We start from the raw sequence: 14,662 nt of genomic DNA, 5'->3' as shown, positions 1-14,662 counted from the left end.
CAGGTTCATGGTGTGATGTTCCGCAGGTGCAGTTCGCGATCCTGGTTGGCGCGTTTGCGGGAACGCAGGAACGAATCGAGCAGCCGCTTGCTCATCGAGAAGTAGCTTTCCGATTGCCAGCGCTGGCCGTAGAGCGGCTTGATCCCGGGCCAGTGCTGGTGCAGGAATCGGCGGTGCAGGCCGCGCGGCAGATGCTCGGGATTCTTTGCTGGCCGGCCGCGCGTGGGCGGGATGATGCCGATGACGCCCAGGGTGTCGTGGAGGAAGCGATGATGGCGCTCGGCATCGTAGCCGCACTCGGCCAGCAGCGTGCGGAAGGGATGTCGTCTGCACGCGGCCTTCAGCAGCGGTCTGAACTCCAGGTCATCGGGCTTGGGTCCCCGGTCGACCACCGCGGCCAGGCACAGATGCGATCGCGACGCTGATCGGCCGACGACGAAAGAAACGCAAGCGTCGCCACAAGCCCCGCAAGCTCGCCGGCGACAAAGGATACAGCGCGCAGCGCGTGCGCGACTGGCTGGCCGAGCAGAAGATCGAGCCGGTGATTCCGCACAAGGAAAATGAGCTGGCTCGACACGACCCGGCGGTGTGGTTCGACCGCTGGGCCTACCGCGGCCGCTGCGTAGCCGAGCAGTGCGTCGGCTGGCTCAAGGAGTTCCGGCGCATCGGAACGCGGTTCGAGAAGCTGGCCGTCAACTTTCACGGAATGCTTCAGTTGGCGATGATCCGCCGGTATCTCAAACTACTGTTTTCAGACAGTGCCTAGCTTTCCGAGTGTTGGCGATTCTCTTAATTGCGCGTAGTGTTGATGGGGTGTTGCCCCGTACTGCGAACGTGGCGGTCGACCTTTACGTCCGTGACACCACGGTTGCGCTTCGGGAGCCTTCGAGCGTAGTAGTGGAAGTCTATAACGGCTCAGACAAAGAACTGATCATCCGCAGTCCGCCTGTCTGGTATGAGAAGAAGCGAATCCTTCCCCCAGGTGTTGCTGTGCCAGCCACGACAAATAACTCCGCTGCGGCCGCGACATGGCCAGCAGGGGACCTCCAGACGGGCGGCACACCGCCGGATTTGGCTTACCTGGTTCTGCGTGTTTGGGTACCGAAGGAGACGACCCTGCTGGGCATGGAACATTCCGGAGCTTACGACCCTGAAGTCGTTACGATTCGCCCAAAAACCTTCCATCTATTCAAGGTGCCGCTACCCAACAACACCTTTCTCGACCAGGGCGAGTTCCACATCGAGGCAGGCCTGAGGATGCCGGCGCGTGGACTTGTTTGGTCGCACCGAGTGAAAGTCTGGGCCAAATAAACAATGATGCTGGAAGTCCAATAAGCCGGAAAAGGGGGCATGACTGCTCTGTCTCGAGCCTCGTTTCTCAGGATCATCACGTTGTGCGTGATGACCTTCCGCCGCAGGTCGCGCAGGCGGCCGCAGCGGGTCCTGGCCCGCAACGCGCTGCCGGTGTTCCGCTTGATCATGCTGTTGGCGGTTTCGGCCTGCCAACCCTGGGTGTAGCCGCAGCGTCGGCGGCAGCGTTTGGTTTTCAGCAGCCGCCGCATGTGCCGCCGCCAGCGTCCGCGGATGCGGTCTTCGCCGCCGGGCGTGCGGCCGATTGTGGCGGGGATGAGCGATTGCTGCCCCATGTCCTGCCGCGCCAACTCGTGGTTGTGCTCCGCGTCGTAGCCGCCGTCGCCGGCGAGCTTGAAGCGGCGGTTGGGCACGCGGCGCCAGGCGTGGAACACGAGCTTCTGGAAGTGCGGACTGTCGGGATAAAGGGGACATCACTGATTGTCGATATTGGGGCGGATCGGCCGGCTTTGTCGCTTGCTCACATGCCACGAACCGCACGCGCCGTCGAGGCCGGCGGCCATCTACCGCGTCCTTGGCCGCGACAACGGTCGTGTGCATCTGTTTCACGGGGACGCCGATTTCGATGCCTTCGAGGCGGAGCGCAAACTTCATCCATCCTTGTGCCCTCGTCGTTCTGCCTTGGTCCTTTGATGCAGAACCCTCACCCCTGCCCTCTCCCTGAGTACAGGGAGAGGGAGTTGGAGGGTGCTTCCCCCTGAGTACAGGGAGAGGGAGTTGGAGGGTACTTCTCCCTGAGTACAGGGAGAGGGAGTTGGAGGGTGCTTCCCCCTGAGTACAGGGAGAGGGGGTTGGAGGGTACTTCCCCCTGAGTACAGGGAGAGGGAGTTGGAGGGTACTTCTCCCTGAGTACAGGGAGAGGGTGTTGGGGGAAAACTTCTCTCGGAGTGCAGGGGAACGAGTGTTGGGGGCGGAAACACTCCCTGAGTACGGGGGAGTTGGGGAAGCGTGTCCCCGAGTGGGCGGAGAGGAAGTTGGGCGATCTTCTCCCCGAGTGCAGGGTGAGGGAGTTGGGGGGAAACTTCTCCCCGAGTGCGGGGAGATGAAGTTTGGCTATCTCGGTAACTGCGCCAGTTCCTCGCGCACGGCGTCGATCAGCGGGCGAAGGGTCTTGTCGGAGAAATCGAACTGAATCCCCGCGGCGGCGAAAAGCTCGGGCAGGGGTCGCGTGCCGCCCAGCTTCAGGGCCGAGCGATAGTTGTTCAGGGCGCGTTGCGGATCCTGCCTGGCCTTGAGCCAGAGCTGAAGCGCCCCGAGCTGCGCGATGCCGTACTCGACGTAATAGAAGGGGACGTGGAACAGGTGCAACTGACGCTGCCACAGCGCCGCTCGCGCATCTTCAAAGCCGCTCCAGTCGGTTTTGGAGCCGAAGCGATCCATCAGCCGCAACCACTCGGCGGTGCGCTGCTGGCGTGTGTGGCCGGGGTGCGTGTAGATCCAGTGCTGGAACGAGTCGATGATCGCCATCCACGGGAAGAAGCGGATGATGCCTTCCAGGTGCACGCGTTTAGCGCGTGCGTGGTCGTTCGGGTCGTAGAAGACATCGAGGTGTTCGGCGCCGAACAGTTCCATGGCCATGCTGGCGACCTCGCAGAACTCCATGGGGGCGTGGCGGAGGAAGACCAGCGGCTCATCCCGTGCCGCCAGCGCGTGGAATGCGTGCCCGCCTTCGTGCAGGAGCGTTTCGACATCGCGCTGAAGCCCGGCGGCGTTCATGAAGATGAACGGCTCGCGCACTTCGTTGAGGGTTGATTGATATCCTCCGGGCTGCTTGCCCCTGCGGCTGTCCAGGTCCAGGTTACGCCGCCGTCGCAGCAGGTCGAAATCCTCGGCAAGCTGGGGCGACAGACGCTTGAAGATCTCCCAGGTTTTGTTGACGAATGAATCGATCTCGGTTTCGGAGAAGGGTCGCAGTGGCGGGCGGTTCTTCGGATCGACGGTCATGTCCCAGGGACGCAGCCTGTCCAGCCCCAGGTCGGCGGCGCGCTGGCGGTCCAGCTCATCGACCAGCGGCACGACGGTCTGTGCGATTGCTTCGCTGAATTGCAGGCAATCTTGCGGCGTGTAGTCGAATCGCTTGAGCGACTTCCACATGTAGGCGCGGTAGTCGCTCATGCCGGCATTGGCGGCGATCTTCTGCCGCAGCGGAAGCAGCTTGTCGAAAATCTCCTCGATTTTGTCGCGGTCCTGCATCCGGCGGCGGGTGCTCAGCGTCCAGGCCTGCTCGCGGGTCTGGCGATCGGGCTCCTCGATGAATCGCGCAAGCTGCTGGAGGGTGTATTCCTTTCCGCGAAACGTCGCGGTCATCGCGCCGCAGATCGCGTCGTATTCGGTGACGAGCCTGGTCAGCTCCGTCTCCAGCGGCACATTCTCTTCCCGGAACAGCTCCACATCCGCACGCCACTTGCGCTTGAGGATCTCATATCGCGGCCCGGTGAGAGCGGCGGCGTGGGGGGATTCCAGCAGCTTCTTCTGCATGGCAAAATCCATCGGCTTGCACTTCGGCTCGATGTTTTCGATGAAGTGCAGAAACCGCTGCTTGATCTGCTCGTCGTCGGTGTGGCAGCTCTTTTCGATGTAGCGCCGGCTGCCGTACTCGTCGATCACCGAGACAAGCTCTGAATAGTCCAGCAGCCACTGCTCCAGCTCAGCCGCAGAACTGATCGGCCGATCAAGCAGCGCCTTGTAAAGCGGCTCGATCTGCGACCAGTCGGCCACGTCCAGATCCTGAGGGACGAAGGTACGTTTTGGCGGGGCGGAGGCTGCGGTTGCGAGCATCGGCGAATCCTTTACAGTGTGAAGTCGCGTCGAAACGTAACATGGAAAGTGCATCGGGACAACCGGCGATCGAGCTTCGCGGCGTGGGGATCTTGCGCGGGGGGCGGTGGATCCTGCGCGATATCGACTGGACCGTGGCGGCGGGAAGCTGCGTGGCCATCCTCGGACCCAACGGCAGCGGCAAGAGCACGCTGGCGCGCATCCTGGCCGGGTATCTTTGGCCAACCGTCGGCGATGTCTTCGTCGAGGGTAGCCACTTTGGCGAAACCGATCTCAACCAGCTTCGCCAGTCGATTCGGCTGGTGCAGTCTGCCGGGCCGTATGATGTCGATCCGGAGTTAACGGCGCACGAGGTCGTGCTGACGGGCCTGTTCGGCACGATCGGGCTGTTCGACAACCCATCCGAGGACGATGCCCGCCGCGCCGACCGACTGCTGGCAACAGTGGGGTTGACGGCGGTGCGCGATCATCGCTACAGCACGCTCAGCAGCGGCGAGCGCGTGCGGGCGCTGATCGCACGCGCCCTGATCCACAAACCGCGGCTGCTGCTGCTGGATGAGCCGACCGCCGGTCTGGACCTGCTGGCCCGCGAGCAGGTGCTGGCGACGGTCGAATCGCTGCTGGCCGACCCGGAACACGCGACCACGGTGGTGATGATCACGCATCACGTGGAGGAGCTGGGCCCGGCGGTGTCGCAGGTGCTGCTGCTGTCCGAAGGCCGGATCGTTGCCCGGGGCAGCCCCGCCGAGGTGCTTACCGAGTCGATCCTTTCGCCGGTGTACCGCTGCCCGCTGCGGATTCAGGTCGAGGGGGGCAGGTACTACGTGCGCGTTGATCCTGACGGATGGCGCAGCTTGCCGGGCTGAGGGGGTTGGAGTCGCCGCGGCACGGTTTCGGCTATCGCGCAAGCGGTCTTGGCGCACCTTTGGCGCGGTAGTGATCGCAGCTTGGCCCCTTCAAGAATGACACGCCGCCTTTATGCGTGTGCCCATGCCCGGCGTGGGCGGACCAACAGTACCCGTAGCCTCGCGAAGGGATGGATCACATGTCGCGGCGAACGCATCGAAACCGGCCAAATCATTCTGTTGATCGTGATCGTGCTGTCGCTCGTGCGGTGCTGGAGGGTCTGGAGACCCGGCGGCTCATGGCTTCGGGACAGGCTGATCTTCTCAAGACCTCGCATTTGCCGGGGCTGTGCTGCTGTCCGGGGTGCCGGCCTCAGAGCGATGGCAATGTCTCCTTGTCGCAGGTGCAATTCCAGTTGGACCAGCGATCTGCCGTGACGACGGCGGCGGGCGCGCAGGCGCTGGCGGCGGGGCGTTTTCCGCTGAGCACGCTGCCACAATTGTCCAGCCGACCGGGCGCGCCGGTAACGGTCTGGCTCGATTTCGACGGCACCCCGGCGTTCGATTGGGCCGGCGGGGGCGGGAACCGGCGGGTTCACGGCCCGGCGGCGGGGACGGATGATCCCGTCCCGGCCTTCTCGCTCGATGCGAACACCAATGACTACACGCAGGGAGAGCTGGACGCGATCGATCTGATCTGGCGGCAGGTCTCCGAGAAGTTCTCCCCGTTCAACATCAACGTTACCACCGTGGCGCCACCCAATCTCAACGATGGTGCGGCGATCCAGATGGTAATCGGCGGGAGCAACAGCGACTGGTACGGCAGCGGCGGGGGCGTGGCGCCGATCAATGGCTTTACCAACGGAAACTCCAACACCGGATTCGTGTGGTCCGCCGACGCGATCGACGCCGGTTCGACCACGATCAGTACCGGCGACCGGCACTTCATCGCCGAGACCGCCGCCCACGAGGCGGGGCACCTGTTCGGCCTGGAGCATCAGAGCGTCATCGACGGCATGAACAACGTGCTGATCGAGTACTCCAACGGCGGGCCGACGACCTCGCCGATCATGGGCAACTCGTCAAACAATTCGACGCGGCGCGGGATCTGGTTCAGCGGCCCGTCGAGCCGGCGGGATAACAACAACAACCTCGTCTACGCCGGACCGCAGGATGACCTGGGCGTGCTGACCCACGCCGGCAACTTCATCACCTATCGCCCCGACGATTTCGGCGACTTCAGCGGCAGCGGTACGCTGAACGTGAACACGCAGACAGGCGTGGCGACGGGAGGCGGGGTCATCCAGACCAATGGCGACCGCGATGCGTTCACCTTTGTGGCCATCGGACCGGTGCTCAGCTTCACGGTCAACAATTTCGCCGAAGGCGGGATGCTCGCGCCCACGCTGGAGCTGATCCCGCTGGGCAGCGGCGGCAACCCGAGCTGGTCGGTCACGACCACCAACACCTCGGCCACGCTGAGCACGACCAACGCGGTGCCGGGCGGGGGATATGTCCTGCGCGTCAGCCCGCAGTTCAACGAGTACGGCAGCCTGGGGCAGTACTCGATCACCGGCAACGTCGGTGTCTTCGCCGGGCTCAACGGCACGCAACTCGTCGTCACCGGCTACAACGCCAACAACGACATCGGCATCAGCTACCACTCCAGCACCGACCGGATCGTGCTCCAGAACGACGTGTTCGGAGGCTCGGCGGTCCAGCAGTTCCCGCGCAGCTCGGTGACGAGCATCGTCGTCAACACGCCGGGCGGGAATGACATGATCGACGTCTTCGGTCAGTTCAGTGTGCTGAACATTCCGATCACGGTGAACGCCGGCGGGGGCGATGACTATCTGATCTTCCAGGGCACGACCGGCAATGACCTTCAGATTCTGGAGACCGGATCGTTCGGGCGGAACAACCAGACTCCGGTTACTTTCCGCGACGTCGAACGCTTCGTCATGAGCGCATTTGATGGCTACGACACGCAGCGGCTTCACGAGGTGCCGGCAAGCCTGAGCGTCACGGTTTACGGCGGCGGGCACGACGACGGATTCGATCTGGGCTGGGGCGACGTCGAGCGCATCCGCGGGCCGGTCAACTACTCCGGCGATGGCGGGTACGACACGTTCGTGGTCCAGAATGAATGGGCGAGCGGCGACTGGTATCACTCGATCGGCTCGAACTACGTCAGTAACAACAAGGACGGCTTCAGCCACGATACCTACGTGAACACCACCGAGCGAATCATCATCGGCGCCAGCCACAACAACGACACGATGTACGCCAGTCCGTTCGCCAACTTCTCGTACATCATGTACGGTCGCGGCGGGCACGATACATTCGACATTCAGGGCGGCTCGGGCGGGGCAAATCTGTACGGCGGAGACGGCAACGACCGATTCTACTTCGGCGGCGGAAACCTCTTGTCTTCAGTCTCCAACGTCTACGCCTACGGCGAGGCCGGCGATGACGTGATGGTCCTGGACGATCACAACTCGACACACGACCTTCCCTGGGCGGTCTTCGGCAACACCGGCGACCCCAACACCGCCAATACCGTGTTCCTCGGGCTCAACGCCTACACCTACAGCGCCTTCGAGGGCGTCGAAGTGCTCGGCGGCAACGGCAACAACGACTTCCAGATCTATTCCAGCAGCGTTCCGGTCACGCTTCGCGGCGGAGGCGGAAATGACCAGTTCCGTTTCCTCCAGACCACTGGCGGAATCTGGGACATGGCCATCGACGGCCAAGCCGGACTCGACGTGCTCACCGCCGACGACCGCAACTTCGCCCCCGGAATCTCCGTGATGGAATTGACCGACACGTACCTGCGGCGCTGGGCCGGCTGGGGAATCTTCTCGGTGCCCTACACGTCCAGCTACTCGAATATCGAGGCGATGAACTATTACGCGCACGCCAGCGCGACCACCACGTACGTCTACAGCACGTCCTCCGCGATCTCCGCAGGGCAGCAATACTCGCTGTTCCTCAACAGCGGCGCCGATTTCATCGCCGTCTATACCCAGGACTCCAGCGGAAACCTCACGATCAATGGCAATCTGGGGATCAGCGGCGGCGGCGGAGTGGACTCCATCTACGTCAACTCCTCCTACGGTCCTGACGCGATGAACTACAGCTTTTCCAACACCTACGGCCCGGGGACGCAGAACATCTACGGCGTCGGCGCCGCGGGCATGGGCACTGCTGCGGTGGAGAACATCAACGTCATCGGCGGCGCTGCCGACGACACTTTCAACGTCAACCAATATTCTTCCGGGACAGCGCTGGCGGTATACGGCGGCGAAGGCAACGACACCTTCCGCTTCGGCAACAACAACCTCCAGGCCAACCTCACCAACGCCAGCCTGTGCCTGTTTGATGGGCAGGGGGGCGCCGACACCGCCATCATCGACAACCTCAACAACGCCAATGGCTGGAACTACTACAGCTATGCCGGCAGCTTCGTGTCGGCCACGAGCGGATACTCCTGGACGCTGAGTCACGGGGGCGTGGAACAGATCGCAGTCAATGCCGGACCTGCCGGCGACTCGTTCAACATCGATACGCTCAGCGTGGGCAACTCGCTGGTTCTCAACGGCGGCGGGGGATACGACACGCTCGACGCCGGGCGCATGGTCGCCACCGGCTCGTTCACCATCGCCGGCATCCAGGGTCCGATCCTGTACGATGCCGGTGCGGGCGGCGGCAGGATCCGCATGTGGAACAACTTCGGCAGCGGCGCGCGAACCACTCACGTCGATGCTGCGAGCATCGGCGCCTGGCCCGCAGACAGCCTCTTCAGCCCCGGCGCCTACATCCAGTTCAGCGGGATCAGCGACAATGGTTCCACTCCGGGGTTGGATCTCATGTTTGGCCGCGGATCGGACACGATCTACGCCCGGCCGCTGGCGAATGCCACCGTGGTGATCAACGGCGGCGCGCAGGGCACGCCGGGCGATCAACTCAATCTGGCGCTGGCCGATGCGCAGGGCTACAGCATCAATCCAACCAGCGCCACCACGGGCAACGTCACCAGTAGCAACCTCAAGACGCTGTGGTGGAGCAATATTGAGGAGCCGATCGGCGTGGACGATGTCGCCCCGGTGGTCGTGGCGGCGGACATCAACCTCAATGGCATCGCCATGCCCGGTGTGCTTGAAGGCACTGTCGTCCGTCAATCGCTCGATGTGCAGTTCAGCGAGGACGTGTCGGCCCTGATCCATCCGTCCTGGATTGAGCTGACGAATCTGACGAGCGGCGAGACGATTCCATGGACCAATATCGCGGTCGAGTTCGATGCAGCGACGAACATCGCCCACTTCACCTTCCCCGGGTACCCGGACGGCGTGCTGCCCAGCGGCAACTACGCCGGGCGCGTGTATGCGGGGTTGCCCGACTTCTTCGGCAACGCCATGCCGGCCGATGCGCCGTTCGAGTTCTTTTTCCTGGCTGGCGATGCGAACCACGATCGGTTCGTCGATGCGAACGATCTGGACATCATCACAGGCAACTGGCAGGGCGGCGGCAAGCTGTTCAGCGAGGGCGACTTGAATTACGACGGGACGGTGAATGCACGAGATCTGTACGTGCTGGCGAGCAACTGGCAGGCGTACCTCCCGCCGCCGCAGTTGATCCTCTCGGCGGGCAAAATTGCCAAGGACCGAACGGAGTTCACTGTCGATGAACTGATCAACGGGTAACGTGATCGGCGCGCAGCGGATTGACCGCGATGTCAGTCCAATCGATCAGGCGTGGCTCAGTTCGCCGATTGGGCCCACTTGATCAGGATGTCGGCGACTTCCGGGCGGCTGAATTCCATGGGCGGACGTTGGCCGGCCTTGAGCATCTGGCGCACCTTCGTGCCACTGAGAAAGACCTTGGTTTCCGGGCCATGGGGGCAGGTCTTGGCCGAAACCATGCCCTCACAGGCGTTGCACCAGGTGCTGTGCTCGAACTTCAACGGGATGATGCCGATCTCCCTGGGGACATCGAACTGGTCAAAGATTTTCTGTGCGTCGTAGGTGCCGTAGTAGTTGCCCACGCCCGCATGATCGCGGCCGACGATGAAGTGCGTGACCCCGTAATTCTTGCGGATCAGGGCGTGAAGGACGGCCTCGCGGGGCCCTGCGTAGCGCATCGCCAGGGGCATCACACTCAGCATCGTCCGGTCCTTGTTGTAGTAGCCGTCGATCAGGACCTTGTAGCACTGCATACGGACATCGGCGGGGATGTCGTCGGCCTTGGTTTCGCCGACCAGCGGGTGAATCAGCAGTCCATCGGTGATTTCCTGGGCGCACTTGGTCAGGTATTCGTGTGCGCGATGGATGGGATTTCGGGTCTGGAAGGCGGCGATGGTGGCCCAACCCTTCTGCTCGAAGGCGCGGCGCGTCGCGGCGGGGGACAGACGATATTCGGGGAATTCCGGCTCATGCGTGGGGCAGATCACGTCGATTGGTCCGGCCAGGCAGAAATCGCCCTGTCTTCTGACGATGGCCACGCCGGGGTGGGCATCGTCTTCGGTCCTGTAGACATTGGGGATCTCCAGGGCCTTGTCGTGGGGGTACTTTTCTGTAACGCTCATAACCGCCAGCAGGCGATTCTTGTCATCGTGCAGGGCGATTCGCTGGCCGGGGGCGATTCGGCCGGCCACCTCGTCTGGTGGGGAGAGGATCACGGGGATGGGCCAGACGGTTCCGTCCGCCAGACGCATTTCGGTGCAGACGCGCCTGAAATCTTCGCGTCCCATAAATCCGCTCAGGGGCGAGAAGGCGCCGATGGCGATCATCTCCAGATCGAACTGCTCGCGTAGCGAGAGGGTGACGGCCGCTAGGCTGGCCGCCTCGCGCTTCAGCGCTTCGGCGTTGGCGCCCTCGACGATGCGATTGATCAGTACTCCCCCATGCGGTGCAATCAGGGCCATTGCTGAGTCTCCGGTCGGTTTGCGAGGCGAATACATTAGCGAGTAATTCGATGGGAACAAGGGGAAATCGTCTGGTGCAAGTGCCGGGTGGCCGTTTTCCCGTCTCCGGGGCGGGCCGCCGGCCGGGGGCGGGCTGCTGATGATCGGGGCTGAGGATTGGTCAATTGGCTCAGTTCCCTTACCATTCGCCAACTCCATGAAGCAGCGGGCGACGAAGGCAGCCAAGTTCGTGATCCGGTGGGGGATCGCCATCGGGGGCATCTGGTGGGTGATCGCGCACATGTCCCTGCGCGACAGCATCCTGCTGCTGGATCCGCAGACCAACAGCGTGCGGCGTGTGGAGCTGGCCGAGCACGGCGAAGAGTATCAGCCGCAGTACCGGATCTACGACCCGCAGACCGGCCAGGTGGTGGTGGTCGATCGCGCGCTGGCGTTGAATCCTCCCAGTGCCGATGATCGTCCGCGTCCGATCAGGGTATGGCACGAGGGTCGGGAGGTCGTGGCCCGGCTGCTCGGGATGCGACTGTCGGGCGACATCAATCGCCCGTGGATCGAGAAGGGCTCGCCGGACATTCTGGTGGAGCTTCCCGACGGACAGCGCAAATGGATCTACAAGAGCGAGGTGGTGAATCCGGAGCAACTGATCGACGTGCCGCGACCGCGGGTGGAGGTCGGCGTGATCAGCCTGGTGCAACGCGCCAACCCGTGGCTGCTGCTGCTGTCGGTGGCGATTTTTCCGGTCACGTTCCTGATCACCAGCTACCGGTGGTACAAGCTGCTGCGGGCGATCGATGTGCAGATGACGCTGTGGCGGGCGTTCATGATCAACATGGTCGGCGCGTTCTACAACTCCTTCATGCCCGGATCGACGGGGGGCGACGTGCTCAAGGCCTATTACGCCAGCAAGCAGACGCCGCACCGCACACGTGCTGTGGTGTCCGTGCTGATCGACCGCGTGCTGGGATTGCTGGCCCTGGTGATGGTTGGAGCCGTGGCGGCGACGATCCAGTACCTGCTGTCCGAACACAAGGATGACGCGACGGCCCGGGCGTGCCTTCAGGTGGCGCTGGCGTGCGTGGGGGTGATGGCGGCGGTGGGGGTGCTGTTGGCGGTGATGTTTCAACCGACGGTGAGGAAGTATCTGGGGCTGGAGTACGTGCTGAATCGCCTGCCGATGCAGCAGCAGGTGGAATCCGCCCGCCAGGTCACGCGCATCTATCGCCGCCAGCCCTGGCTTGTCCTTTGGGCGCTGTTGATCACGATCCCGGTGCATGTGACGGTGGTGCTTTCGGCCATGATCGCAGGGTTTGCGTTTGACCTGCCGATCCGCTGGCCGTTTTACTTCACGGCGGTGCCGGTGATCGTGCTGGTCGGCTCGGTGCCGATCTCCCCGCAAGGCGCCGGGGTGATGGAGTTCTTCGCGATTCTGCTGACCCAGCGGCAGGGCGCAACGGTCAGCCAGGCTTTCGCCCTGACCATGTCCATCCGCATGGTGCAGATACTGTGGAACCTGACCGGCGGGATCTTCGTGCTGCGCGGCGGGTTCCAGGCGCCCACCGAGGCGCAGCAGCGCGAGATGGCCGAGGAACAGCCCGCCGAGCTGGAGGATCAGAAGGTCACAGGCTGATCACACGCGGGCGAATCTTCTGGCCGGTGGCTTGCAGTTGCCCGCCTCGCCCGCCAACTTATCATCGCAAGCCATGCTTCGGAGGATCGATCGCATCCTCATTCGCGTGCCGTCGGTGGCGGGGGCGGTGAGATACTATCGCGACGTGCTGGGATTGAGGCTGGTGCGGGAAGAGCCGCATCTGGCGACACTGCAATTGGCGGATGATTCGCTTGCGCAAATTGTGTTGCATGCCGACCCGGATCTGCCCGCCGAGGGGGTTTATTTCCTGGTCGATGATGTGCGCGAGCTGTACCGCAAGCGAGCGGAGCTGAGGCTCACGTTCGTCGGCCCGCCGGTGCGGGTGGCGCGCGGCTATTCCGCGACGGTCAAAGACCCGTTCGGGACGGTGCTTCAGTTGCTCGATCGCACCGCGGAAGCAGGCTCGGAGGCTGAAGACGCCAGGCCGGCCAGCGCCACGTTGTTCGCCGGCGTGGAACAGCGCCTGCCGCCCAAACGGGATCTGCTGATTCAGCTCTACGCGCAGGTGGGTCGTACCGCCGACGACCTGCCGTACACGCCTCACTTTGAAAAACTTTACGAGCCGTACATCGGCGCGCACCCCGATCCCAAACCCAGCCGCGCGGAGGTTTGGCGACACCTGCTGAATCTGCGTAAGGCCGGGCGGCTGCCGAAGCTCGGCCAGGCCACGTCCAGGCCTCCCCCGCTGAACGCCGAGCAGCGCGATCGCCTGCGGAGTCTGCTGGGCCAGGACATCGGCAAGCGCGATCGATTGCCGTATACATCACGATTCGATCAACTGGTTGATGCTTTCAACGAGACCCTGCCAAGACCACTTTCCCCACACCTGATCTGGCGCGCCATCGCGACGCTGGCCAAGTGAGTCTCTGTGCCGCTGGAACCACAGATGAACACAGATAGACACGGATGATCGAAGATCTCGCCCAGACGCCCGGGATACGAAAGGGTACACCGCAAATCTTCGGACAGGTTCAGAAACAAATCAGAAGCAAAGATCGGTGTTCATCTGTGTTCATCCGTGGTTTGTCTCGGTGCGACATCAACCCAGGTTCGTTGGTGGTGGCGGTGGCGGAGGATTGGGCTGCTGCTTTTGTTGTTGCTCCAGGAACTGCTTGTATCGCACCTGGTACTGCTCGAAGCATCGCTTGAGCATTTCCAGAAACCGCGGCACCTGCGCCGCCGAGATCAGCACTCGAGCCGAAACCGCAGGCGTGGGATAAAACGCCGTGATGAAGTCGAAGAAAAACTCCGTGACCGAATGCCCAATGAGCACGGAATTGGCGTAGCTGCCGCTGAGAACCTCATCGGGCACGCGAAAGTTATCGTAGATCTCCTGGATCGTCGGCTTCTGCTGGGGCTGGGGCGGGTTGAAGGGCGGCGGGGGGCCGAAACGCTGCGTATACATCTCCAGGTTGTGCTGAAGCGCGGCGATGAACTCGGCCATGGTCTGAGGAGTAACGACCACGCGGGCGGCGACCTGATGCGGGCGGGTCAGCCCCTGGAGAAAGTCGATGACGAACTCCTTGGGGCCATCCAGCACGAGTTGTCCGGTCGTGTACACGCCGCGCGCCACACGCTCGGGAACGCGTGCCGAGACGGGCGGCGGCTCGGGATTCTGACGTATCGGACCGCTGTCGCCGAATGGGTTGCCGCTGTTGCCAAAGCCTTGATTGCTCACGTGCGGCATACTATCAGATCGCCGCGGAGATTCACCAGACGCAACAGCTCCACCACGGGAGCGCCACGGAGCAGCCGATCAATGGCCTGGACATTCTTGTTTCTTGCCGGTGTGTGCGAGATCGTGTGGGCAGCGGGACTCAAGCGCTGGGGCCTGACACCAACCGTCGGCGGGTTGTTTACGGTCGCGACGATGATCCTCAGCTTCCTGCTGCTTCAGCAGGCGATGCGGCAGTTGCCCCTCGGTACCAGTTATGCGGTCTGGACCGGCATCGGCGCGGTGGGAGCGGCGGTGGTGGGGATGGTGTGGTTCGGCGAGTCGCGCGACTGGCCGAGAATCGTGTGCATCGGCCTGATCGTCACGGGGATCATCGGGCTGAAGCTGCTGAGACCCGCGGAGCCGGGCTGATATCCGCGCGG

At 63.1% G+C, this 14,662-nt stretch carries 11 protein-coding genes; 6 read left to right on the top strand and 5 right to left on the bottom strand.

All coding sequences use genetic code 11. From position 1 onward, the window contains the following. Positions 1–5: 5 nt before the first annotated feature. Complete coding sequence (locus ACQS5P_RS01605) at positions 6–401, bottom strand: transposase (protein ID WP_428940981.1); 396 nt, start codon at positions 399–401, stop codon at positions 6–8. An 11-nt stretch (positions 402–412) separates the two neighbouring features. Here ACQS5P_RS01605 and ACQS5P_RS01600 point away from each other — a divergent pair, with 11 nt between their 5' ends. Continuing rightward, on the top strand, positions 413–766 hold the full coding sequence (locus tag ACQS5P_RS01600; RefSeq protein WP_428940980.1) for a transposase: 354 nt from the start codon (positions 413–415) through the stop codon (positions 764–766). A gap of 376 nt (positions 767–1,142) precedes the next feature. Here ACQS5P_RS01600 and ACQS5P_RS01595 read toward each other — a convergent pair whose 3' ends face one another. Next, positions 1,143–1,745 (bottom strand): hypothetical protein, encoded by a 603-nt coding sequence (locus tag ACQS5P_RS01595; RefSeq protein ID WP_428939155.1) that lies wholly within the window; start codon positions 1,743–1,745, stop codon positions 1,143–1,145. Between the two features lie 679 nt (positions 1,746–2,424). Further along, positions 2,425–4,149: a M3 family oligoendopeptidase gene (locus ACQS5P_RS01590; protein ID WP_428939154.1), complete on the bottom strand. Its 1,725-nt coding sequence runs from the start codon at positions 4,147–4,149 to the stop codon at positions 2,425–2,427. A gap of 41 nt (positions 4,150–4,190) precedes the next feature. Between ACQS5P_RS01590 and ACQS5P_RS01585 the strand changes: the two genes are divergently transcribed. Continuing rightward, on the top strand, positions 4,191–5,015 hold the full coding sequence (locus tag ACQS5P_RS01585; protein ID WP_428939153.1) for an ABC transporter ATP-binding protein: 825 nt from the start codon (positions 4,191–4,193) through the stop codon (positions 5,013–5,015). 395 nt (positions 5,016–5,410) lie between these two features. Next, positions 5,411–9,697, top strand: coding sequence for a zinc-dependent metalloprotease family protein (locus ACQS5P_RS01580; protein ID WP_428939152.1), 4,287 nt, complete (start codon positions 5,411–5,413; stop codon positions 9,695–9,697). A gap of 56 nt (positions 9,698–9,753) precedes the next feature. Here ACQS5P_RS01580 and sat read toward each other — a convergent pair whose 3' ends face one another. Then, on the bottom strand, positions 9,754–10,917 hold the full coding sequence (gene sat / locus ACQS5P_RS01575; protein WP_428939151.1) for a sulfate adenylyltransferase: 1,164 nt from the start codon (positions 10,915–10,917) through the stop codon (positions 9,754–9,756). Between the two features lie 196 nt (positions 10,918–11,113). Here sat and ACQS5P_RS01570 point away from each other — a divergent pair, with 196 nt between their 5' ends. Together ACQS5P_RS01570 and ACQS5P_RS01565 are read left to right on the top strand one after the other, a co-directional pair. Then, positions 11,114–12,544, top strand: coding sequence for a lysylphosphatidylglycerol synthase transmembrane domain-containing protein (locus tag ACQS5P_RS01570; protein ID WP_428939150.1), 1,431 nt, complete (start codon positions 11,114–11,116; stop codon positions 12,542–12,544). A 73-nt stretch (positions 12,545–12,617) separates the two neighbouring features. Further along, the gene (locus ACQS5P_RS01565) at positions 12,618–13,427 is read left to right on the top strand and encodes a VOC family protein (protein ID WP_428939149.1); all 810 of its coding nucleotides are present in this window, start codon (positions 12,618–12,620) and stop codon (positions 13,425–13,427) included. Positions 13,428–13,604: 177 nt separating this feature from the next. On the opposite strand, the gene ACQS5P_RS01560 is transcribed toward ACQS5P_RS01565, so the two are convergent. Then, positions 13,605–14,243 carry a DUF3467 domain-containing protein gene (locus ACQS5P_RS01560; RefSeq protein ID WP_428939148.1) on the bottom strand — a complete coding sequence of 213 codons (639 nt, stop codon included), beginning with the start codon at positions 14,241–14,243 and terminating at the stop codon, positions 13,605–13,607. A gap of 81 nt (positions 14,244–14,324) precedes the next feature. Here ACQS5P_RS01560 and ACQS5P_RS01555 point away from each other — a divergent pair, with 81 nt between their 5' ends. Then, a complete protein-coding gene (locus tag ACQS5P_RS01555; protein WP_428939147.1) occupies positions 14,325–14,651 on the top strand; it encodes a DMT family transporter in 327 nt (108 codons plus the stop codon). Positions 14,652–14,662: the final 11 nt, after the last annotated feature.

Source organism: Fontivita pretiosa (assembly GCF_050410795.1).
GTDB lineage: Bacteria > Planctomycetota > Phycisphaerae > Tepidisphaerales > Tepidisphaeraceae > Fontivita > Fontivita pretiosa.
This window is presented reverse-complemented; position numbering and strand designations above follow the sequence as displayed.

Bases quoted from the DNA above. Each gene is read 5' to 3' on its own strand.
- ACQS5P_RS01555 (WP_428939147.1), top strand. From the start codon at position 14,325: ATGGCCTGGACATTCTTGTTTCTTGCCGGTGTGTGCGAGATCGTGTGG.
- ACQS5P_RS01590 (WP_428939154.1), bottom strand. From the start codon at position 4,149: ATGCTCGCAACCGCAGCCTCCGCCCCGCCAAAACGTACCTTCGTCCCT.
- ACQS5P_RS01565 (WP_428939149.1), top strand. From the start codon at position 12,618: ATGCTTCGGAGGATCGATCGCATCCTCATTCGCGTGCCGTCGGTGGCG.
- sat (WP_428939151.1), bottom strand. From the start codon at position 10,917: ATGGCCCTGATTGCACCGCATGGGGGAGTACTGATCAATCGCATCGTC.
- ACQS5P_RS01570 (WP_428939150.1), top strand. From the start codon at position 11,114: ATGAAGCAGCGGGCGACGAAGGCAGCCAAGTTCGTGATCCGGTGGGGG.
- ACQS5P_RS01585 (WP_428939153.1), top strand. From the start codon at position 4,191: ATGGAAAGTGCATCGGGACAACCGGCGATCGAGCTTCGCGGCGTGGGG.